This window comes from Mesorhizobium sp. M1428 (assembly GCF_040317515.1).
GTDB lineage: Bacteria > Pseudomonadota > Alphaproteobacteria > Rhizobiales > Rhizobiaceae > Mesorhizobium.
In genome coordinates, this window is record NZ_JAMYKT010000001.1 from 476288 (window position 1) to 499399 (window position 23112).

The 23112-nt window shown below is 63.0% G+C and carries 16 protein-coding genes; 10 read left to right on the plus strand and 6 right to left on the minus strand.

Translation table 11 applies throughout. The annotated features are described in order from the left end of the window. The first annotated feature begins 281 nt into the window (after positions 1-281). The 5 genes from NKG60_RS02365 to NKG60_RS02385 all read left to right on the plus strand — a co-directional run bounded on the left by NKG60_RS02365 (position 282) and on the right by NKG60_RS02385 (position 6228). The gene (locus tag NKG60_RS02365; RefSeq protein WP_352865301.1) at positions 282-1856 is read left to right on the plus strand and encodes a trimethylamine methyltransferase family protein; all 1575 of its coding nucleotides are present in this window, start codon (positions 282-284) and stop codon (positions 1854-1856) included. A gap of 106 nt (positions 1857-1962) precedes the next feature. Next, positions 1963-2634: a hypothetical protein gene (locus NKG60_RS02370; RefSeq protein WP_352865303.1), complete on the plus strand. Its 672-nt coding sequence runs from the start codon at positions 1963-1965 to the stop codon at positions 2632-2634. 104 nt (positions 2635-2738) lie between these two features. Beyond that, on the plus strand, positions 2739-3494 hold the full coding sequence (locus NKG60_RS02375) for a dienelactone hydrolase family protein (protein WP_352668865.1): 756 nt from the start codon (positions 2739-2741) through the stop codon (positions 3492-3494). Between the two features lie 68 nt (positions 3495-3562). Then, positions 3563-4123 (plus strand): RNA polymerase sigma factor, encoded by a 561-nt coding sequence (locus tag NKG60_RS02380; protein ID WP_352668863.1) that lies wholly within the window; start codon positions 3563-3565, stop codon positions 4121-4123. Positions 4124-4125: 2 nt separating this feature from the next. Further along, positions 4126-6228: a vWA domain-containing protein gene (locus NKG60_RS02385; protein WP_352865305.1), complete on the plus strand. Its 2103-nt coding sequence runs from the start codon at positions 4126-4128 to the stop codon at positions 6226-6228. A 150-nt stretch (positions 6229-6378) separates the two neighbouring features. Here NKG60_RS02385 and bmt read toward each other — a convergent pair whose 3' ends face one another. Continuing rightward, positions 6379-7395, minus strand: coding sequence for a betaine--homocysteine S-methyltransferase (gene bmt / locus NKG60_RS02390; protein ID WP_292654777.1), 1017 nt, complete (start codon positions 7393-7395; stop codon positions 6379-6381). 88 nt (positions 7396-7483) lie between these two features. Next, positions 7484-8326, minus strand: a complete 843-nt coding sequence (locus NKG60_RS02395) for a helix-turn-helix domain-containing protein (RefSeq protein WP_352539665.1) — start codon at positions 8324-8326, stop codon at positions 7484-7486. 228 nt (positions 8327-8554) lie between these two features. Here NKG60_RS02395 and NKG60_RS02400 point away from each other — a divergent pair, with 228 nt between their 5' ends. Beyond that, the gene (locus NKG60_RS02400) at positions 8555-9565 is read left to right on the plus strand and encodes a fatty acid desaturase (protein ID WP_352865308.1); all 1011 of its coding nucleotides are present in this window, start codon (positions 8555-8557) and stop codon (positions 9563-9565) included. Positions 9566-9648: 83 nt separating this feature from the next. Then, positions 9649-10449, plus strand: a complete 801-nt coding sequence (locus tag NKG60_RS02405) for a phosphate/phosphite/phosphonate ABC transporter substrate-binding protein (RefSeq protein ID WP_352865310.1) — start codon at positions 9649-9651, stop codon at positions 10447-10449. A 107-nt stretch (positions 10450-10556) separates the two neighbouring features. Here NKG60_RS02405 and NKG60_RS02410 read toward each other — a convergent pair whose 3' ends face one another. From NKG60_RS02410 to NKG60_RS02425, 4 genes are all read right to left on the minus strand, one after another. Beyond that, on the minus strand, positions 10557-11870 hold the full coding sequence (locus NKG60_RS02410) for a M24 family metallopeptidase (protein ID WP_352974062.1): 1314 nt from the start codon (positions 11868-11870) through the stop codon (positions 10557-10559). A gap of 25 nt (positions 11871-11895) precedes the next feature. Further along, the gene (locus tag NKG60_RS02415; RefSeq protein ID WP_352973986.1) at positions 11896-13473 is read right to left on the minus strand and encodes an ArnT family glycosyltransferase; all 1578 of its coding nucleotides are present in this window, start codon (positions 13471-13473) and stop codon (positions 11896-11898) included. Between the two features lie 88 nt (positions 13474-13561). After that, positions 13562-16147 (minus strand): GcvT family protein, encoded by a 2586-nt coding sequence (locus NKG60_RS02420; RefSeq protein WP_352865314.1) that lies wholly within the window; start codon positions 16145-16147, stop codon positions 13562-13564. 136 nt (positions 16148-16283) lie between these two features. Then, positions 16284-17861, minus strand: a complete 1578-nt coding sequence (locus NKG60_RS02425; protein ID WP_023676493.1) for a trimethylamine methyltransferase family protein — start codon at positions 17859-17861, stop codon at positions 16284-16286. Positions 17862-18071: 210 nt separating this feature from the next. Between NKG60_RS02425 and NKG60_RS02430 the strand changes: the two genes are divergently transcribed. From NKG60_RS02430 to NKG60_RS02440, 3 genes are all read left to right on the plus strand, one after another. Continuing rightward, entirely contained in the window at positions 18072-19232 is a 1161-nt protein-coding gene (locus NKG60_RS02430) for an MFS transporter (protein ID WP_352865316.1), read from the plus strand. A 94-nt stretch (positions 19233-19326) separates the two neighbouring features. Continuing rightward, positions 19327-21396: a prolyl oligopeptidase family serine peptidase gene (locus NKG60_RS02435; RefSeq protein ID WP_352865318.1), complete on the plus strand. Its 2070-nt coding sequence runs from the start codon at positions 19327-19329 to the stop codon at positions 21394-21396. Positions 21397-21650: 254 nt separating this feature from the next. After that, positions 21651-23030 carry an aspartate aminotransferase family protein gene (locus NKG60_RS02440; RefSeq protein ID WP_352865320.1) on the plus strand — a complete coding sequence of 460 codons (1380 nt, stop codon included), beginning with the start codon at positions 21651-21653 and terminating at the stop codon, positions 23028-23030. Positions 23031-23112 lie beyond the last annotated feature (82 nt).

Consider the following 23112-nt stretch of genomic DNA (forward strand, 5'->3'; position numbering starts at 1 on the left):
ACTATCGCGGCAGCTTAAAAATATCGCGTCAATACCTAACCCGCACGGGCCGGTTGTCCATAGCTGATTTGCGACTTCCCGCAAAACGAAAGCGACCGTAAATCTCTTGGAATTCTTGTCGATTTTGCGACAGGCGTTGGCGCTGGCGGGCCGTTTCGAATAGGGTGCATGGCTACGATCCGGCCAGAGACCGCAATATGCGGCCGCAAACGGATTTCAGGCCGGCACAAGAGCCCGGCCGGAGTAAATCAGGCCAGAACGAAAGCCAGGGAAGAACGATTATGAGTGAGAACGCGCCGGTCGATCAGGAAGCGTCAAACGCACGGCGCGGGCGCGCTGCCAGCGGTGGCGCCGCAGCCCGACGGGCTGCACGTTCGGGCGGCGGCCCCGGCACACAGCTCACCTATATCAAGCGCAAGATCAACGTCTATGAGGTGCTGGACGAGGAAGGGCTGGCGCTGATCGAAAAGAACACCGACACCGTGCTGGAGGAGATCGGCATCATCTTCCGCGACGACGCCGAGGCACTGCAGCTTTGGAAAGAGGCGGGCGCCGACGTCAAGGGCGAGCGGGTGCATTTCCCCAAGGGCCTCTGCCGCTCGCTGTTGAAGACCGCGCCGTCGGTCTACACCCAGCATGCGCGCAACGCCGAGCGCTCGGTGCAGATCGGCGGCAACGCGACAGTGTTCGCGCCGGTCTATGGACCGCCCTTCGTGCGCGATCTCGACGGCGTCAGGCGCTATGCGACGATCGAGGATTTCCGGAATTTCGTGAAACTCGCCTATATGGCGCCGTCGATCCACCATTCGGGCGGCACGGTTTGCGAGCCGGTCGACGTGCCGGTCAACAAGCGCCATCTCGACATGGTGTATAGCCATATCAAATATTCGGACAAGCCGTTCATGGGCTCGGTGACCGCGCCCGAGCGCGCTGAAGATACGGTGGCGATGGCCAAGATCGTGTTCGGTGACGATTTCGTCGAGAACAACACGGTGCTGACCAGCCTGATCAACGCCAACTCGCCGATGGTCTTCGACGAGACCATGCTGGGGGCGCTGAAGGTTTATTCGCGCCATAACCAGGCCTGCATCGTCACGCCGTTCATCCTTGCCGGTGCGATGAGCCCGGTGACGGTCGCCGGCACGCTGACCCAGGTTTTGGCCGAGGTTCTGGCCGGGGCGTCGTTCACACAGCTGATCCGGCCGGGTGCGCCGGTGCTGTTCGGCACCTTCGCCTCGTCGATCTCGATGCAGTCGGGCGCGCCGACCTTCGGCACGCCGGAGCCGTCGCTGGTCTCGTATGGCGCCGCACAACTTGCCCGCAGGCTCGGCCTGCCGTTCCGCACCGGCGGTTCGCTCTGTGCTTCAAAAATCCCCGATGCGCAGGCGGCCTATGAAAGCGCCAACACGCTGAACTCGACGATCCTCGCCGGCACCAACTTCGTGCTGCATTCGGCCGGCTGGCTCGAGGGCGGTCTCGCCTCCTGCTACGAAAAGTTCATGATGGACATCGACCAGCTCGGCATGACGCAGAAGTTCTCCGAGGGTGTCGACCTGTCGGAAAACGGTCAGGCGATGGATGCCATCCGCCAGGTCGGCCCGGGCAGCCACTATCTCGGCTGCGATCACACCCAGGCCAATTTCCAGACCGCGTTCTACCGTTCCAACATCGCCGACAACAATTCTTACGAGCAATGGCTGGCCGAAGGCGAAAAAACCGCGCCGCAGCGCGCCAACGAGCTCGCCCGCCGCTGGCTGGAAAGCTACGAGGCGCCGCATCTCGATCAGGGCATCGACGACGGACTGAAGGACTTCATTGCCAGGAAGAAGGCGTCGATGGCCGACGCCTTCACCTGAAAGGAGCCCGAATCAGGCGGGGCTAAAGTCGCCAACATCATCCACAAGGAAGTCTGGCGGAGTGCCTTCTCCGATCCGGACAAGAAGGGATGATCCCGAGCGCGGCATGACTGAAACAATCGCGGCTGCGCTTTCCGCCCACGGCCTTATGCTTCGCGGCGGCTTCAATTTTGCAGGCGCTGAGGAAACGCCTTCCGGTTTCTCCGGCGCTGCCGTCAGATCCGTTCTGCTGGTGGGGCAGGCGGGTGCCGCACCTTGGCCGCACTTCCTGCGCTGGCTGGAGAAACAGTCACAGCCGATCGCCGATCCGCTCGACAGATGGTCGCGCGAAGTGATCGGCGCCGTGGCCGAAAGATTCGGGGCACGCGCGGTGTCGCCGTCCGACAGGCCTTATCTCCCGTTCCAGCAATGGGCGATGCGTGCGGAGGGGCTGAAGCCGTCACCGCTCGGCATTCTCATGCATCCGCAATACGGGCTCTGGCATGCCTATCGCGGCGCGCTGCTGTTCGAAGACGAAATCGCGCTCCAAGAACCCCGCGACGTGATCCACCTTTGCGACACATGTGTCGCAAAACCTTGCCTGAAATCCTGTCCGGTCGAGGCCTATTCTGCGGATGGTTTTGCACATGAGACCTGTCTGGCCCATGTGCGCGGGCAAAACGGCATGCCTTGCCGCACCGGCGGCTGCCTCGATCGCAACGCCTGTCCTTACGGTACCGATTATCGCTATCCGGCCGAGGTTCAGGCCTTTCACATGGCAGCATTCGCGCGTCTGTAGCGTCGCCGAATGCCGCACGAAATCTTGAAGCAGATCGCCTCATTACAGCTTGCCGCGACGGTCACCGCGGGTATCTATCGCACGTCAGATCAACGGAGCGGATGATGGCCACGCAAGCGATGCAGATCAAGACAAGCGACGGCATTGCCAAGGCCCGGCTGTTCCGTTCGGCGGCCCCAGCCAGGGCAGCGATCATCCTCTACATGGACGTTTTCGGTCCGCGACCGGCGCTTGATCAGATGGCGGAGCGGCTTACGGGCGAGGGCTATGCGGTGCTTGTGCCGGACCTCTTTTACCGCAATGCGCCCTACGGTCCGTTCGACCCCAAGACTGCGTTCGGCGACGAGAGGAGCAAGGCCGCCATCACAGGTCTCCTGGGCGGCACGACCCAGGAGATGACGATCCGCGACAGCGGCGCGTTCCTCGATGCACTTGCTGCGCAAGGCCTGGCCGGGCCGGTTGGCATTGTCGGCTACTGCATGGGCGGGGCGCGGGCGCTGAACGCGGCGGCCAGCTATCCCGACCGCATCGCCGCCGCGGCCAGTTTTCACGGCAGCAATCTGGCCGGTGACGCAGCCGACAGTCCGCACCGGAAGGCCGCCTCGCTCAAGGCAAGGATCTATATCGGCACTGCCGGTGTGGACCGCAGCTTTCCGCCGGAGCAATCGGCGCGGCTGGCCGAAGCACTGCGCGCCGCCGAGGTTGATCATGTCATAGAGAACTATGCCGGCATGGCGCATGGCTGGTGCATGCCGGACCATAGTGCCTTCGATGCAGCCGGCGCCGAACGCCACTGGAAGCGGCTGACGATGCTGTTTGCGGAGACGCTCGGCCAAGGCATGCCAACCATTACGACGTGATTGCCCGCCAAAAAATTCTTTCCATCGCCCCAAGGAACCGCCATTAGCCTTCGTCCAACAGGCAAATGATGGCGATGATGCTGGACGAAAGCGAAGCCTCCGACGCCGAACTGATCGGGCGGGCGAAGGGCGGAGACAGGGGTGCTTTCGGCAAGTTGCTCGAAAGGCACTATGGTTTCGTCTATCGCGCCGCCTATCGTTGGTGCGGGAAAAAGGCCGACGCCGAAGATATCGCCCAGGAAGTCTGCGTCCGGCTCGGCCGCGCGATCCGCGACTATCACGGCAGTGGTGCCTTCACAACGTGGCTCTACACCATGACGCTGAATGCGGCGCGCGACATGATGCGCAAGACCGCCCGCGACACTGCCAAGACCGAGGCGTATGGCGCCTATGCGCTGATTTCGGGAGAAATCTCGGTAGAGCCGGAAGACCCAGCCGAGGCGCTCTGGTCAGCGGTGCGCAAGCTGCCGGACAAGCAGCGCGATGCGGTGCTGCTGGTTTATGGCGAGGGGCTGAGCCACGCCGCCGCCGCCGAGGCGATGGCAATCTCGGAGGCAACGGTTTCCTGGCACATCCATGAAGCGAAGAAACGGTTGAAGACGCTAATGCGTTCAGCCGGGGAAGTGTGACCATGGTCGACGACAATCAACTGAACAGGCTGCGCGATATCGCAGCACCGGCGCCCGACGCCGATGCAAAGGCGCGTGCCCTCGAGGCCGCGCTGCGCGCCTATGACATGGAAGAAAAAACTTTGCCGGCCGCCCAAGGATCGGTGAGCGGGCTTCGTCTCACAGAGCGAGCACAAAGGCTCTGGAGCGAAATCATGCAAAAGAAACTCTTCGCCACGCCGGCTATTGCCGGGCTCGTTGCCCTGCCGATCGCCGGATATGCCACCATCTACATGTTGGGGGAATCCAAATTCGGCGGGCCCAAATTCGGCGGGGACGATAAGATCACCGAAACGCTGGCTGACAAGCCGGCGACCGTCAAACCGCCGGTCGTTGCCGAAGCGGACAAGCAGAAGAAGGCGGACGCCGACAGTGAAAGCCGCGACACCGGCGAGGCGCTTGTAGCGCCGACATCGCCGCCGAAAGCGAAATCGACCGCAGTCGGCGGGTTGACGCAGCAGGACGTGCTCAGCCGCAATGCTCCCGAACCGGCGCAGAGTGGCGGCGCAAGCTCCGCGGCTCCGGCAGTCGATGGTGGCGCGCGGGTCGGACGCATGCCTGGCACAGTTGCCGAGTCCAAGCTGATGGCACAGCAGCCCGCCGCTGCGCCGGCCGACCAGATGCTGCCGCAAGAGGAAAACCACGACCGCATCGAGGATTTCAAGACCAATCCGGTGCACGCCGCACTCGAAGATCCGGTCTCGACGTTCTCTATCGACGTCGACACCGCTTCCTATTCCTTCGTGCGGCGCTCGCTGAAGGAAGGTTTTATCCCGCAGGCCGATACGGTGCGCGTCGAGGAGATGGTCAACTACTTCCCCTATGACTGGAAAGGCCCGGACTCCGCCTCGACGCCGTTCAACTCGACCGTCAGCGTCATGCCGACGCCGTGGAACGAGCACACCAAGCTGATGCATGTCGCCGTCAAGGGTTTCGACGTGAAGCCGGCCGAGCAACCCAAGGCCAATCTGGTCTTCCTGATCGATGTGTCGGGCTCGATGAACGAGCAGGACAAGCTGCCGCTCCTGCAGTCGGCCTTCCGGCTGCTGGTCAACAAGCTGAGACCTGACGACACCGTCTCGATCGTCACTTATGCGGGCGATGCCGGTACCGTGCTGGAGCCCACCAAGGCTTCGGAAAAGGACAAGATCCTCGCTGCCATCGACAATCTGACATCCGGCGGCTCGACGGCAGGCGAGGCCGGCATCAAGGAAGCCTACAGGCTGGCGCAGAAATCCTTCGTCAAGGACGGCATCAATCGGGTGATGCTCGCCACCGATGGCGACTTCAATGTCGGCCAGACCGACGACGACGACCTGAAGCGGCTGATCGAAAAGGAGCGCAAGACAGGCGTATTCCTGTCGGTGTTCGGCTTCGGCCGCGACAATCTGAACGACCAGATGATGCAGACCATCGCCCAGAACGGCAATGGCACCGCTGCCTACATCGATACGTTGGCGGAGGCCGAGAAGGTGCTGGTCGAGGATGCCTCCTCGACACTGTTCACCATCGCCAAGGACGTGAAGATCCAGGTCGAGTTCAACCCGAACAAGGTCTCGGAGTACCGGCTGATCGGCTACGAAACCCGCGCCTTGAACCGCGAGGATTTCAACAATGACCGCGTCGATGCCGGCGAGATCGGCTCAGGCCATTCGGTTACCGCGATCTACGAGATCACGCCTAAGGGCAGCGGCGGCGAACAGATCGACCAGCTGCGCTATGGCCAGGCCTCGGTGAACAATGGCGGTGTCGCCAATGCCGACGAATATGCCTTCGTCAAGATCCGCTACAAGCTGCCGAACGAGGACACTTCGAAGCTGATCACCACGCCGGTGACCTCAGCCAACGAAGTGGCGTCGTTCGACCAGGCCAGCACCGACCAGCGTTTCTCCGTTGCCGTCGCTGCCTTCGGCCAGAAGCTGCGCGACGAGGATGCGACCGCGAAGTTCGGCTACGACAAGATCATGGAGATTGCCACCACCGCTAGAGGAGCCGACCCGTTTGGATACCGGTCCGAGTTCCTCTCGCTTGTGCGCCTTGCCTCGGCGCTCGGCGGTAACCGGTAGTGGCAATGACGGCCGGTTTCTTTCAGATGGGATCGTTCTGATAGGGGGAGCGGGCCTACGGGCGGGTGAGGCAGGCCGGCGAGGGAAACCTTGCCGGCCTTTTTTCCGCGGCTGCACTGCTTCGCGCGGACCGCGTCGCAGACGAAAGCGTCAGGCGCGTCCGCGGCGCCGCTCGCGGCGGGCTTCGCTGGTCTCGGCGACGTTGACCGTCGCCTGCTTGTTGCGCATCGGGCCGATGCGTTCGACGATCTGCTCGACGGTCGGGCGGTCCGACTTGGTGTGCGCATCGAGCGCCTTGCGCATGGCGGCAAGGTGCTGGAACGAGGTGCCGCAGCAGCCGCCGACGATTTTGGCGCCGGCATCGACGGCTAGGCGCACATAGTCGGCCATCAGCTCGGGTGTGCCGGAATAGTAGATCTCGGCGCCGCGAAATTCGGGAATGCCGCAATTGCCCTTGACGATCACCGTTGCTTCCGGCTTCGCCTCGGTCATGTCGAGCAGCGAGGCGAGAATGTCGGAGGCGCCGACACCGCAATTGGCGCCGACCCCGAGCGGTGTCTGCGACAGGCCATCGACGACGCCGTGGATGTCCTTCGGCAGCAGTCCCATCATGGTGCGGCCGGCGGTGTCGAAGGAGCCGGTATAGGTATACGGCAGGCCGACGCGGATGGCAGCTTCGGCGGCGGCGCGGATTTCGTCAGGCGCCGACATGGTTTCGATCCAGGCGACTTCGGCGCCGCCGGCCTTCAGGCCCTCGATCTGCTCGGCAAAGGCTTCGACCGCCTCGTCATAGGTCATGGCGCCGAGCGGCACCAGCAGCTCGCCGGTCGGGCCGACGGAGCCGGCCACGATCACCTTGCGGCCAGCCTTTTTTGCAACGGCGCTTGCGATCTCGGCGGCGCGCTTGTTCAGCGCGTAAACCCGGTCCTGCGCATGGTGCAGCTTCAACCGGTGACGAGTGCCGCCAAAAGAGTTGGTCAGGATGATGTCGGCGCCGGCATCGACAAAGTTCTGGTGCAGGCTCGTGATGGTGTCGGGCGCGGTCTCGTTCAAGAGCTCGGGAGCCTCGCCGGCTTCAAGGCCCATGGCGAACAGATTGGTGCCGGTGGCGCCGTCGGCGAGCAGGACGCCCTTTTCGGCAAGCAGAGCGTCGATCGGATTGGTCATGTGAAATACGCCTTCCCGGAAGAATAACTGAGATAAGGATATAAAGAATTCTTTATGTGCCGTCAATGTCGGCACGGAGAGCAACCGGTCAAAATCGCATCTCCGCCAGCTTTCGCGTGAAGCTGGCCGCCTCATGCGCGTTGACGTCCGCGGCGCGGATCAGATTGTCGAAATGGCTGGTCAGGATGCGGATCGGCTGGGTGGCGTTCAGCACCAGATACATGTCGCCGACGTAAATGGCGGCGCGATAGGGCCCGAAGATGGTGTAGGGGATCGAATAGCGCATCCGCCCATCATAGAGAAACAGGCGGAAGGTTGGATAGAGGTCGTCGAGCAGCGTCGCCATATGCAGGAGCTGCTGGTGGCGGTCGGCCTCCGGAAAGCGGTCCCACACGCCCAGCCCGCGCGCGAAGATCTCCAGCGTGTGGCGCGGCATACAGACTTCCATGTCGGTTTCGGGCCGTCGGTTGTAGTCGATGCGGTACTGCGTTTCGCCGGCCTGTGCCTCGCGGCTCTTGTTGGCGATGACGGCTTCGTAGTCGACAAGCGCTTCCGTGCGCAGAAGATCGGGAATGCCGGCCGGCACGTAGCGGATTTTCGTTCCCGCCGCCTCGGCATGCCAGCGAGCCAGCAGCGTGCGGTCGAAGCCGTCCGGCGCCTCCTCGATCTCAAGGCTCTCTCGGATTTCACCGGTGACGCCCTCGTCGTGGCTGAGGCCGAGCAGCCAGTCGAGCGAGACTTTGAATTCGGCGGCGATGTTGAGCAGCGTTTCAGCACGAGGAAGGCGGGTCGAGGCGCCGGAGAGCAGCTGCGACAGCGCCGACCGGTCGATGCCAACCGCGGCGGCGAAGGCCGACTGGTTCAAATCGGACCTTGTCAAGAGCATTTTCAGGCGCTCGCGAAAGATCGTCGACAGGTCGCGCTTGTCCAAATCGCCATCCCATTCGATGGGAGGAAAAATTTGCGCTGAAGCCGCGAACGCGGAGCTTCAGGCGTAAATGAATCCTCTGCGTTGTTTACAATGCATAACATATGCAGCTGAAAATGCGCAATCGCAACAGTTTGTGCGCTTTATCGCGTTGCAGCAATGCAACGCTCCTGACACAATGTTGTCAGGAATCAAACGGGTTCCGGCGACTGGAAGGCAGTGGTCGATAGCATGACGAGCACGGGCAATAGGCGACACGGCGCAGCGGCCATCGAATGGCCGACCGTGTTTCTCGCATTTTTCTGCTACGGCGGCTGGCTCGCTACCGGCTTTCTGCTCTGGCCCTCTTACCCGCTATTGGCGCTCGCCCTTCTGGCCCTGATTGCGGCGCTGCAATCCTCGCTGATGCACGAGGCCCTGCATGGCCACCCAACCCGGAACGCGCGGCTCAACGAAGCCTTTGTGTTCCTGCCGATTGGGCTTGTCTGGCCGTTTCGCCGGTTCAAGACCATTCACCTGCGCCACCACGCAGACGAGCGCCTGACCGATCCGCTCGACGATCCCGAAAGCTATTACAAGGCGCTCTGGCAGCACGAGGAGCTGCCGTCGGCTATGAAATTCCTGCTGAAGGTCAATAACACGATGATCGGGCGTTTGGTGCTCGGTCCGTGGCTTTCCTGCATCGGCTTTTTCATTGACGACGCCAGGCAGGTTGCCGCGGGCGACAATTCCATCCGTAAGGCATGGCTGCTGCACGCGATCGGCCTCGCCGTAGTGTTGCCTGTCGTGCAGTTCGGCTTCGGCATGCCGTTATGGCTCTACATACTGGTGCCGGTGTGGCTTGGGCAGTCGCTGATTTCGATCCGCACCTACGCCGAGCACCAATGGTCGGAACATCCGGAAGGCCGCACGATCATCGTCGAGCGCTCGCCGCTGTCCTTCCTGTTCCTCAACAACAATCTGCATTTCGTCCATCACAAGACCCCGACGGTGGCCTGGTACAGGCTGCCGAAACTGTTTCGCGACCGCCGCGACGAGTGGCTGCGGATGAACAATGGCTACGCCTATCCGAACTATTTCGCGCTGCTCAGGGCCTATGCCTTCAAGGCGAAGGAGCCGGTCGTCCATCCCGTACTGCGGCGCATGCCGGAACCGGGCCGTGCGTTCAAGCCGCGCGTCAGGGCACGCAGCCTCAATGGACTTGGCAGCGCACCGGTACCCGCCGAGCCGCCGAAAGAATGATTCTTGCGTTGTTGCAGGCGGTTCCGCGCGGACGACGCTTTCCTGAACTTGTCAATTTCCCGCATAACGGTCAAATCCCCGGCATGAGCGAATTCATTGCGGCTTTGCCGATGTACGACTGGCCGGAAGCGCGGGACGAGGTCGACGCGCAATGGGCGCGGCTGCGCGATCTTTTCAGACAGAAAGGCATCGATGCGCCGGAGACGATCATCCGCCGCAATGGCGATTTGCCTCCAGTGCGTGGCGGTATCCGCGACGATCAGGGGAAACTCATTGCGTCCGATCCGGCGACATTGCCGCCGGACGAGCTGGATTTTCACCGGCTCTGGCTGCACCCGGCGCTGCTCTTTGCGCAAACCTGCTGGGGACCGATGGAACTCGGCCTGTCGCAGCGTGTCCAGCTCGTCGGCCAGCCGCGTTACGACGCTTTCGAAGGCGGACAGGGCGAACTCTATTCGAGCGCCATCGTCATGAGGGCGGGCGAGGCACACCCGGCAAGGTCGCCGGCCGACGGCGGCGCCGTCATTCCGCTCGATCTGCTGCGCAGCAAGCGTTTCACCTTCAACAGCCTCGATTCCATGTCGGGCATCATCGCGCCAGCACGCGACCTGCAAGCATTGGGCGAGAGTTTGGATATCTTTTCCGGGCTGAGCGAGAGCTGCGGGCACCGCGCTTCGGTCGTTGCTGTTGCCGAGGGTAGGGCAGATGTGGCGGCGATCGATTGCGAGAGCTGGGCGCTGGCGCAACGTTTCGAGCCTGCGGCGCAGAAGGTGACGGTCGTCGGCTGGACAAGGCGGCGCAAAGGCTTGCCGTTCATCACGGCCAGGACGACGCCGGAAACGATCGTCGCCGCGATGCGCGAAGCGATCGCCGCGTTCACGTAAAGCGCGTCGCGTTCGGTCGGCCTCATGCGACGCGCTTAAATTCCTGTTTATGCATGTCGTTATCGCAAAACCGCGGCACATTTTTGCGCGATATGCATTAGCTTCGCTCAGCCGCCAAGCAGCCGATTGTCGAGCGGGTAGGTCGAAAGCTTCTCGCTGCCGGTCTCGGTGATCAGGATCTGTTCTTCGATCTTGACGCCTTCGTAGCCGCCAAGCCGGCCGATATAGCTCTCGACGCACAGCACCATGCCAGGTTCGAGCATTCCGTCGGGCGTGTCGTCGGTCCAGTCGCTAGCATGCGGCAAAGTCGGGTATTCGTCGGCAAGGCCGACGCCGTGATAGAGCACCCCGTAACGGGCCGGGAAGCAATCTCCCGGCGGCACTGACGAGCGCTCGACGAGGCCGCGAAACGATACGCCCGGCCGCATCAGCTCCGTGTTGTAGGCGATCTGGTCGGCGGCGATGCGGAACAGGTCGCGCTGCTCCTGCGACGGCGGCGCGTCACCGCAAAGCCAGGTGCGCGAAAGGTCGGCGCAGAAGCCGTAAGGACCGATCAGGTCGGTGTCGAAAGCGACGAGCTCGCCGGTCTCGATCATCCGCGACGAGCACTCCTGGAACCATGGATTGGTGCGCGGACCCGACGACAGGAGCCGGGTTTCGATCCATTCGCCGCCGCGCGCGATGTTGCCGCGATGGAGTTCGGCCCATAATTCGTTCTCGGGGATGCCAGGCCTCAGCGCCTGCTCCATCTCGCCCATCGCCGCCTCGCAAGCGACGATCGCCCGGCGCATGGCAAGGATCTCGTCGGGTGATTTTATCAGCCGCGCATTTTCCATCACCGCCTCGCCATTGCCGGTCGAGATGCCGAGACGGGCAAGCTCTTCGATGCCCTCGGGATTGATGTGATCGACTGCGATGCGGCGATTGCCGCCGCCGTGTTCCAATACCAGCTCGGCGATGCCGGCTGCCCAGCGGCGGACTTTTTGACCGGTCAGCTCGCCGCTGTAGAGGTAAGCCCACGACACCGCCGGCCGCACCTCGTCGACGACGCCGGAATGATCGGAAAGGTGCTCGCAGGAGAAATAGTCGAACAGCACCACCGGGCCATCGGTGGCGACGAAACAATGTCTGGTCCGATTGTGTGCCACCCAGAGCTGCATGTTGGTCGCATCCGTGGCGTAGCGGATGTTGACCGGATCGTAGAGCAAGGCTCCTGCATAGTCGCGGCGCTTCAGCTCGGCGCGGATGCGCTCGAGCCGGTATCGGCGCATAGCGGGCAGGTCAGGAGCAGCAATGCCCGCCGCCTGCCATTCGGCTTCCGCCAGCGCTCCATAGCCCAGCGCATGCTGGTTGAGTTCAGCGGCCTTCAGCCGCGATTTCTTGCGCAGCAGATCTTTCGAGCCGTCCGGCTCGAACGGCATGATCTTGCGGTGATGACGGGGCCGGTCAGTCGGGTTCCTGTCCACCCTCGGCTCCTCCGCTAACGCCTTCTTTGGGCGCCGTGGCTCCTCCCACCGCCATTCTCTTCAATTTTACATAGGCGCCGGGCCGGACGGACTTGTCGGTGCCACGCAACAGCGGAACCATCATTTGCCGCGGCTGGCCGTCCGGTTCATAGCCGGCCGCTTTGAGCTGCTCCAAAATGACCGGCCGCGGATCGTCGCGGTCAAGCCAGACGAGTACGGCCGGCTCCTGCATCAGCATTTCGAAATTAGGCACTTCCTGGTCAAGTGCGACCAGTTTTTCGTCGACCAACCGCAGGTTTCCGACCCATGCACCATCAGATATTGCGGTTTTGACCGGTCCGTCCGCAGTCAGTTGGCGATAGAGGGCGGGGTAATCCACGCGGATCATCCGCGACAGGCCACTGGTCCCGTTTATCTGGACGTACCAGGTGGCGGGCGCCAGCAGCACGGCGATGATCGCTCCAGCCGCGATCACCAGGAGCTGCGCATTCCTGCCACGCGGCGCCAGCCGTTCCATTGTGGCGACGATGGCCAGCGGCAGCAGGAACAGGACGGGCAGCAGCCAGCGGTCCTTTACCACCGTCACACCGGTGGCCAGTACAAGTATTGCCAGCATGGCCAAGCCGAGCGCCAAGGTACGCCACAACAGAATTTCCCGGGCCGGACCTTTCGGATGCAGCTCGGAGAAACGGAACTTCGCCAGGCCGAAAGCCAGGGCGGAAACGAGCACCGGCAAGATCGCGAAATTGAAGGTGCCCATGATAAACTTGCCGGCGCCGACAAAGGCCGCCGCCACGCTCCCTTGTTGGGTGTCTATTCCGAACTTCTCGCCTCTCGACAATAAATCGGCGGGATGCATAAGGCTCCAATAGGTGGTTGGCGCCAGCACCAATATCGCGACCGCTATGCTGATGGCGAACTTCGGATCAAGGATCGCGCTGCGCCATTCGCGCAGCGACAGCGCCGCCGCAACAAGGGCGACCACGAGGAAGACATCATTATATTTGGCAAGAATTGCCGCCGCGGTGGCCAGGCCAAACGCCGCATAGGCGATCACGCTTCGCCGCTCGAGAAGACAGGCCATTGCGAGCAGGAGCAGCGAGCAAAAGCCGACGACGGCGACGGAATGCGACAAGGCGCGCTGCGATTCCCAGACGATCTGCGGGATCGTAAACAGGCCGAACATGGCCGCCGCCGCTGTCGCTTTGGTGTAGCCGAACCGTCGCATGGCGGCGAACGCGCTGCAGGCGGCGAGGAACAGCACGGAGTATTTGACGAGCTTCAGCGTGAAGATACCGGTGCCGAAAACATGCGCGGCCAGCCAGTTGATCCAGGTGTAGAGGGGTGGTTGCGAGCCGCCATATCCAGCCCAGAGATATGGAACATAGATCAGCTGCTCCGCATCATCGATGCCGACACCGGTTCCCGCCCAAGAGCTCAACAGGGACAGTATGATGGTCTGCAAGGCGAAGTAAGCCGCGACCATGACGATCGCCGCCGGGAACGGGCCGATCCGTCCCTCGGCCAGCCACTCGGCCCATCTCAGATTGTACTTCAATGAAATCTCATCGCCCTTGCCAGCAGATTGTTGCCGGCTGCGCTAGCATGAAGAGCATCCTCCGCACAATGCGACCGCCTGGCTGCACCTATGTCCTCATCTTTTCGCCGCTCGGGTCGAAGGGCGGCTCGACGTTGATGCGTGCCGGCCGCCGGTGCCCGAGGATTTCGATTTCGAACAGCCCGGCGCTCTCGTTTTCAGCAAGTGCTGCCGGTACATAGCCTTGCGCCATCGACTTCTCGACATAATGCGCATAGCCGCCGGAGGTGACCCAGCCGACAACGCGCCAGTCGCCGTCGACAATGCCGCGCACGGCAGATGCGCCTTCGGCGGCGTTCGAGCCGCGCACTTCCCTGCCGCCCGCGTCGAAGCGCGGCGCGCCATAGCCATGCGGCTTTTCCACGGTGCCGTAATCCTTGCCGCCGACCTTGGCCCAGATCGGCTCGTCGCCCATGACGTCTGCATCCGCTGCATCGACGACAAAGGAAACGCGGCGCAGCTTCGGCCCCGCCGCCTGTACCCTGGCCGCTGCCTCCCGGCCGATGAAATCGTTCTTCTCCAGCTTGATGAAGCGGTCCATCGAGCCTTCGAACGGTCCGTAGATCGGACGTAGCTCGCGGAACCAGGTCGGGAAGTTCTTCTCAAGGCGCATAGAGAGCAAAGCCCGCATGCCGAAATCGACAAGGCCAAACTCTTCGCCAGCCTCCTTGATCGCCCTGTAGACAAGGCGCTGGTAGGCAGGCGCCATCCATATCTCATAGCCGAGGTCGCCGGTGTAGGTGATGCGGTTGACCATGCACGGCGCGCCGCCGACCGCCATCTCGCGGAAATCCATGAAGCGGAAGGCCTTGGTCGAGATGTCGACATCGACCAGTTTCTGCAGCAGGTCGCGGGATTTCGGCCCGGCGATCGACAACCCGACCAGCGTCTGGTCGAAGCGATGGATGCGGATGCTTCCATCCTTTGGCAGATGCTTTTCGAACCAGCGCATGTGGTATTTTTGCGCGGACGAAGAACCCCAGATCATGAAGCGGTCCTCCCCACCTCTTGGGCCCGCCTTGGCGATGGTGAAGTCGCCGATCAGTCTGCCGAACTCGTTCAGCATCGGCGTCAGTACGATGCGGCCGGTCTTCGGCATGCGATTGGTCATCAGCCGGTTGAGGAAATCCTCGGCCCCTGGTCCGGAGACTTCGTATTTGGCGAAGTTGGCGATCTCGGTGACGCCGACCCTCTCGCGGGTGGCTCGCACTTCCTCGCCGATCGGGCCAAAATCGTTGGAACGGTGGAAAGACACGATGTCCTTCGGCTCCGAACCTTTCGGCGCGAACCAGAGCGGGGTTTCGAGACCCCAGCTGTCGCCCATGACGGCGTTGTTGGCGATCATCGTGTCGTAAAGCGGGGTCGTCTGCGCTGGTCTTGCCGCCGGCAATTCCTCGTTGGGAAAGCGGATGGAGAAACGGCGCGAATAATTTTCGCGCACCTTTGCGTTGGTATAACGCAGCGTTGCCCATTCGCCGAAGCGCGCAACGTCCATGCCCCAGACGTCGAAGCCGGGGTCGCCATGGACCATCCAGTTGGACAGCGCGAGGCCGACGCCGCCGCCCTGGCTGAAGCCGGCCATGACGGCACAGGCGCACCAGAAATTGGTCAGGCCCTGCACCGGGCCGACCAGCGGGTTGCCGTCGAGCGCAAAGGTGAAGGGGCCGTTGATGATCTGCTTGATGCCGGCCTTTTCGATGCCGGGGAAATGCTTGAAGCCGATCTCGAGCGACGGTGCGATGCGGTCGATGTCGGGCTGCAGCAGTTCGTGACCGAAATCCCACGGCGTGTTGACCGGCGACCACGGCTTGCAGGCCTTCTCGTAGGTGCCGAGCAGGATGCCGTTGCGTTCCTGGCGGGTATAGATCTCGCCCTTGAAGTCGAGGACGCCGATCATTTCGCGGCCGGTCGACTTGTTGAATTCCTCGACCTCCGGCATCGGCTCGGTCAGGAGATACATGTGCTCCATGGCCAGCACCGGCAGCTCGACGCCGACCATGCGGCCGATCTCGCGCGCCCACAGGCCACCGCAGTTGACGACATGCTCGGCTTTGACCGTGCCTTGCTCGGTGACGACGTTCCAGGTGCCGTCGACCTCCTGCGTCAGTTCGACCACGCGGTTGCGCAACACGATCTCGGCGCCCAGCTTCCTGGCGGCCTTGGCATAGGCGTGGGTGGTGCCAGAAGGATCGAGATGGCCCTCGACTGGATCCCACATGGCGCCGACGAAATTCGTCTCGTCCATCAGCGGGAACATTGCCTTGGCTTCGGATGGCGTGATCAGTTCGGTGTCCATGCCGAGATAGCGGCCCTTGGCGTGGGCGAGCCGAAGGAAGTCCATGCGCTCGGGCGTGTCGGCCATCATCACGCCGCCGGTCAGGTGCAGCGAGCAGGACTGGCCGGAAATCTCTTCGATCTCCTTGTAGAGCTGCACCGTATAGGCCTGCAGCTTGGCGACGTTGGGATCTCCGTTCAGCGTATGGAAGCCGCCCGCCGCATGCCAGGACGAGCCGGAGGTGAGCTCCGAACGCTCGATCAGCATGATGTCGGTCCAGCCAGCCTTGGCCAGATGATAGAGCACCGAGCAGCCAACGACCCCGCCGCCGATGACAACCGCTTTTGCATGAGATTTCATGAAGATAGTTCCGTTTTTGAAGAGATTGAATCGAGTGAGCGGGGCGCGAAAACAAAGCGGAGATCGGACACGGCGATGTTTCCGGCCAGCCTGCCATCAACACGAAGTGAGGGTCGACTGTTCATCAAACCAATGATCAAAAATCGGTCGGCGCGCCGCCTTCGGCCCGGCGCTTGTCTACGAAGGCGTTGAGCTCCTCGCGGATTGCCGGATCCATGTAAGGCTCTTCATAGGAGGCCAGCCGTTCCTTCCAGACGCGATTGGCCTTTTCGAGCGCGGTCGGCGATCCCGCCTCCGCCCAACTCTCGAAATTGCGCCAGTCGGAAATGATTGGCGCGTAAAACGCGGTCTTGTAGCGGTCCTGCGTGTGCTGGGTGCCGAAGAAATGGCCGCCGGGGCCGACCGACTGGATGGCGTCGAAACCGAGCGCTTCCTCGGAAAGATCGAGCGGCGTCAGGAACTCGGCGACCATCTGCAACAGGTCTATATCGAGGATGGTCTTTTCGTAGGAGCAGCGCAGGCCGCCTTCGAGCCAGCCGGCCGCATGCATCATCAGATTGCCGCCACCCTGGATGGCGCCCCACAGCGAAAACACGCTTTCATAGGCGGCTTGCGCATCGACCGTGTTGGCGGCGCAGGTGTTGGAGGTGCGGTAGGGGATGTTGTAGCGGCGGGCGAGCTGGCCGCCGACCAGCTGCGCCTTCATATATTCCGGCGTGCCGAAGGCCGGCGCGCCGGACTTCATGTCGACATTCGAGGTGAAGCCGCCGTAGCCGACAGGCGCGCCCTTGCGCACCATCTGCGCAAAGGCGATGCCGGACAACGCCTCGGCATTCTGCTGCACCAGCGCGCCGGCAATCGTCACCGGCGCCATGGCGCCGGACAGGGTGAAGGGCGTCACGATGACCACCTGGCCCTTGCTCGACATCTGGATGATGCCTTCCATCATCGGCACGTCGAGCTTGAGCGGCGAATTGGTGTTGATGATCGTGAATACCGACGGCTCTGCGAGCAACTGCTCATGGCTGATGCCGCGCGCGATCCTGGTGATCTCGATGCCGTCGACGTTGCGTTCCTTGCCGAGCGAATAGATGTGGAACATCTTGTCGGTCAGCGTGGCGAGGTCACGGATGCATTCGAGGTGGCGTACGGACGGATGGATGTCGATCGGCTCGACCGGATAGCCGCCCGTGCAGTTCAATATGTTGTGCATCTGCGCAAGCTTGAGGAAGTTGCGGTAGTCCTGCTGGTTGCCTGGCCGGCGGCCGCGGTCGACGTCTGAGCAATTGGGTGCCGACGCCATCATCGAGATGATCAGATTATCGCCACCAAAGCGCACATTGTGCGCCGGGTTGCGGGCGTGGATGGTGAATTCCGGCGGGCAGTGCGCAACCAGTTCCAGGATCATGTCGCTGTCGAAGCGCACCCGCTCGCTGCCTTCGCGGACATCGGCGCCATGCGCCTTCATAATGCGCCGGGCTTCGTCATGCAGCACGTCGACGCCGATTTCCCTGAGCACGCGCAGAGAGGCGAGATGGATGGATTCCAGCTCGTCGTCGGAAACCAGCCGGGTCGGTGCCAGCGGGTTCTTCAACTGCCGAAACGGCGGCTGCTCGAACGCCGCCGATCCGCCGGCACGCTTCCCCGCGCGGCCGCCGCGACGGGCGCGGTCGTTTGCCAGTGCCGGTTCGGCGGGCTGAAGGGCGGCGGTCATGATAGTCCTCGTACACTGCGGCAATGCGGCGGCATAATGGACTGCCGGCCGTCCGGCCATTGCGGAGGCGGCGACCACTAGGACGAGGGAAGCGACATGCCCTGGGGGCAGCCGGCGGGATCGTCAGCCTCTTGATCGCGTTCCGGCTGGCGCAAGCGGTTTTCGTTGCCGGTGCTTACTGCGATGAAAGCGAAACGCTAATCCTCCATCATGGACCGGGCGGAACAGAACAGCGGCGAGGCAGTGCAATGGGCGGCGATCACCGGCGTGATCGCGACCGTCTCAGTGTTCGCCATCGCGCAAGGGCTGAGCTATCCGCTGTTGAGCTTCATCCTGCAGCGCCAGGGCGTCTCGCCCGCCATGATCGGCCTGTCGGCGGCAATGACGCCGATCGGCTTCATCGTCTCTTCGCCGCTGGTTCCGGCGCTGGCGCGCCGTTTCGGGGCAGGGCGCACCGCGCTTACTTGCGCGGCACTTTCGGCGCTGGTGCTGGCACTGATCGGCTGGACGCAAAATGTCTATCTGTGGTTTCCGCTGCGCTTTTTGATCGGCGCCGTCACCAACCCGCTCTACGTGCTGAGCGAAGTCTGGGTGATCGCACTGGCGCCGCCGGCACGCCGCGGCCGCGTCATGGGCATCTATTCGACGATCATTTCGGCGGGCTTTGCGGCGGGGCCGCTGTGCCTGCTTGCCGTCGGCACCGAGGGATGGCCGCCGTTTCTGGTCGGCATTGGCGCATTCCTGTTTTGCGGCGCCTGCCTCGCCTCAGTGCTGGCACGGCTGCCCAAGGTCGACGAGAGCGGGCACCGGGTTTCGGTGCTGGGGTTCGTGCCGCAGGCTTGGCTGCTGTTGTCGGCGGTCGTCGTGGCCGCCGGTTTTGAACAGGCGGTGCTCGCCTTGCTGCCGGTCTACGGAACGCACTACGGCATCGCCGAAGCGCGCATGTCGGCGCTGCTGTCAGTGATGATCGCCGGCAATATCGCTATGCAAGTGCCGCTCGGCCTGTTGGCGGAACGGCTGACGGCGCGGCTGGTGCGGTTCATCTGTGTTTCGGTGACGGTGCTCGGATGCGTGCTGTTGCCGGTTCTCATCGAGACGCCATTGATATGGCCGTGCGTCTTCATCTGGGGCGCGGTTTCCTACGGCATTTACACGATGTCGATCATCGAGCTCGGCGAGCGGTTCACCGGCTCGGCACTGGTCGCCGGCAACGCCGCCTTCTCGCTGATGTGGGGCGTCGGCGGCATCGCCGTGCCGCCGCTGGCGGGCAGCGCCATGGATGTTATTGGCGCCGGCGGCCTGCCAATGACGCTCGGTGCCATTTGCCTGGCGCTGGCGACTACAACCGTCATGCGGCGGCGGATGGTGTGAATGCCTGAAGTCGCCGTTCTGACGCAATGACTTGAATATAAGCGGCCCCATGTCGATCTGGGCGGTACCGACGCCCGACTCAACCGGAGACCTCATGACCAAATTGAACAGCCCGACCCAGCCGGATCCGGCGACCGAAGATCCGTTTCTATGGCTGGAGGACAGACGAGGCAAGCAGGCGCTCGACTGGGTGCATCGCCAAAATGCGATCACGGTGGGGGAGCTGCAGGGTGATCCGTCCTATCAGACGTCGTTCGAGACGACGCTCGACCTGATGACGGCCGAGGATAACATCGCCGTTGGGACCGCTATCAACGGCTATGTCTATAATTTCTGGCAGGACCGGACGAACGTGCTCGGGCTCTGGCGGCGCACCACCGTCGCCTCCTACAAGACCGACAAGCCGGAATGGCAGACGATCATCGACTTCGACAGTCTGGCGGCGAAAGAGGGGGTGAAATGGGTGTTCAGCGGCGCCAGCCGGCTCTACCCCGACTTCAGCCGCTGCCTGCTCAGCCTGTCGCCGGATGGCGGCGATGCCAGCGAGATGCGCGAATTCGATATCGAAAGCAGATCGTTCGTCGATAGCGGCTTTCGCGCTCCTGCCTCGAAATCGAGCTTTAGCTGGCTGGACGAGGACACGCTTATCGTTTCCGCCGCTTTCGAGGAGGACGACAAGACCCAGTCCGGTTATCCGCGCGTGGTCAAGCTTTGGCGGCGCGGCACGCCACTGCAAGCGGCGACGCCGATCTTCGAGGCGCTGAAGCAGGATCTTGCCGCCGGCGGGTCCGTCGAATTCGACGGCGACAAACGCCGTGTCTTCCTCGCCCGGACCCTCGACTTCTTCGCCTCGCACAATTTCCTGCGGCTGCCATCGGGCGAAAACAGGCGTATCCCGCTGCCGGACGACGTCACCGATACGGCGCTATTCCAAGGCCAGTTTCTCTTCGGCGTGCGCACCCCATGGACGGCGCCGGACGGCACGCAGTGCAAGCCCGACGGGCTCTATTCACTCGATTTCGAGCGCTGGATCGAAACCGGGCTATTCGGATCCCTCGATACCGTGCTCGAGCCGGCGCACCGTGTCTCGATCGCCGGTATTGCCCGCACGCAGGACCGGCTATTCATCAATTTGATGGACAATGTGCGCGGCAAGGTCGTCGCCGGCAAGCGCAGCGACAGCGGCTGGGAGTTCAAGCCCGTGGCGTTGCCCGAAAACGGCAATGTCGGCATCAGCCATGCCGAGCATTTCGGTTCCAGCGTCTCCTTTTCCTTCACCGATTTCCTGACGCCGAGCTCGATCATCTGGTCGGACGACAACGCCGCGGGGCTGGCAACGGTGAAGTCGCAGCCGGCGCGCTTCGATGCGTCGTCCCTAGTCTCCGAACAGTTCGAGGCGCGCTCGAAGGATGGCACGATGATTCCATACTTCGTCGTCAGGCGGCGCGACTTGCATGGACCCGTGCCGACATTGCTTTACGGCTATGGCGGCTTTGAAGTGCCGCTGCTGCCCGGCTATGCCGGCGTGCGCGGCAGGCTGTGGCTGGAGAAGGGCAATGCCTATGTCCAGGCCAACATCCGCGGCGGCGGCGAGTTCGGCCCGAACTGGCACCAGGCGGCGCTCAAGGCCAATCGCCAGAATGCCTTCGACGATTTCGCCGCGGTCGCGCAAGATCTGGTCAAACGCGGCATCGCCACACCGGCGACGCTGGGCATCCAGGGCGGATCGAATGGCGGTCTGCTGACCGGCGTCTCGCTGACCCAGCACCCGGAATTGTTCGGTGCGGTGATCATCGACGTGCCGCTGCTCGACATGCTGCGCTACACCGAGCTGCCGCCCGGGGCGTCGTGGATGGCCGAGTATGGCGATCCGGCGAAGCCGGAAGAGGCGGCCTGGCTCGCCGCCTATTCGCCCTACCAGCATGTAGACACGGATGCAGCCTATCCGCCGGTGTTGCTGACGACCTCGACCGCCGACGATCGCGTCCATCCCGGGCATGCCCGCAAGATGGCGGCACGGCTGCAGGCGGCCGGCCATGGCAAGACGCTGTTCTTCGAGGAGACCGAGGGCGGCCATGGTGGACGCGGCGACCGGCGGCCGCAGGCTGCACAGGCGGCGATGAAGTACGTCTTCCTGCAGCGGGCCCTGACTGGCACCAATTGACTGGCACCAATTGACCGGCATCGCTTAACCGGCACGGCTTGAACTGAGGGCTCGAGGCAGCCTAAGGTACATGCATGGCTCGGCTGGCGAAATCGGGTTGCGCATTTGGGGTCGCGGTGACGCCGTCGTCGCGCACGCTTCGCGCCGAGCTGTTGCGGCTGTGCGCCCGCATCGGCTATTCGCCGCCCGCTGTCCTCTGACGAATCCGCCCCGGCGCGAAAGCTGCCGGATTGGTTCAAGAGGAAAGACCAGACATGACCTACCAGAATTATTCGCTGAAGCAGCTTCAGCAGATCGATGCCGCGCATCACCTTCATCCGTTCACCGACCACAAAGAGATGCGCGAGACCGGCTCGCGCATCATCACCCACGCCAACGGGCCGTTCATCTACGATGCCGAAGGGACGGAAATCCTCGACGGCATGGCCGGGCTGTGGTGCGTCAATGTCGGCTATGGCCGAGACGAGCTGGCCGACGCCGCCTACGCCCAGATGAAGGAATTGCCCTACTACAACTCCTTCTTCAAATGCTCGACGCCGACGCCGGTTCTGCTGTCGAAAAAGCTGGCGGAGATCGCGCCAAGGCACATCAACCAGGTGTTCTACGGCTCGTCCGGTTCGGAGGCCAACGACACGGCGCTGCGCCTGGTCCGTCACTATTGGGTGCTGGAAGGCAGGCCCGAGAAGAACCGCGTCATCTCACGCAAGATGGGCTATCACGGCTCGACCATCGCCGGCGCCTCGCTCGGCGGCATGGATTTGATGCACAAGCAGCTCGGCGGCGCCGTACCCAACATCGTCCATGTAATGATGCCCTATGCCTATGAGCTGGCACTGCCCGGCGAAAGCGACCATGATTTCGGCCTGCGCGCGGCAAAAGCGGTCGAGGACGCGATCCTCGAAGCTGGCGCCAACAAGGTGGCCGCCTTCATCGGCGAGCCGGTGATGGGGGCAGGCGGGGTGAAGATCCCGCCGATGAGCTACTGGCCGGAAGTGCAGCGCATTTGCCGCAAATACGATGTCCTGCTGATGCTGGATGAGGTTATCACCGGCTATGGCCGCACCGGCGAGTGGTTCGCGGCACAAGCCTTCGGCGTCGAGCCCGACACCATCACCACGGCCAAAGCGCTGACCTCCGGCTATCAGCCGCTGTCGGCGCTGCTGGTCGGCGACCGCATCGCGGCGACGCTGGTCGAAAAGGGCGGCGAATTCTATCACGGCTACACCTATGCCGGGCACCCGGTGGCCTGCGCGGTGGCGCTGAAGAACCTCGAGATCATCGAGCGCGAAGGCTTCGTCGAGCGCGTCAGGAACGACACCGGGCCTTACTTCGCCAGGGCTTTGCAGGAACGTCTCGGCGGGCACGATCTGGTCGGCGAGGTGCGCTCGTTCGGGCTGATGGGAGCGATCGAGATCGTCAAAGACAAGGCAACCAAGGAGCGCTTCCTGCCGGCCGGCAGCGCGGCGGTGATGGTTCGCGACCACGCAATTGCCCAGGGCATGATGCTGCGCGCCACCGGCGACACGATGATCCTGTCACCGCCGCTGATCTGGACGCGCGAGACGATCGACATGGCCTGCGACCGCATCGCCAGGGCGCTCGACGTGGCGCAAGCGGATTTGTGCAAGCGGTAAGGTGGAACGATCGCCGGGCGTCCGGTAATCGGGCGCCCGGAGTTTGAATGCCGCTTTATGGCAAGAGCTCGCCAGGCGAGGC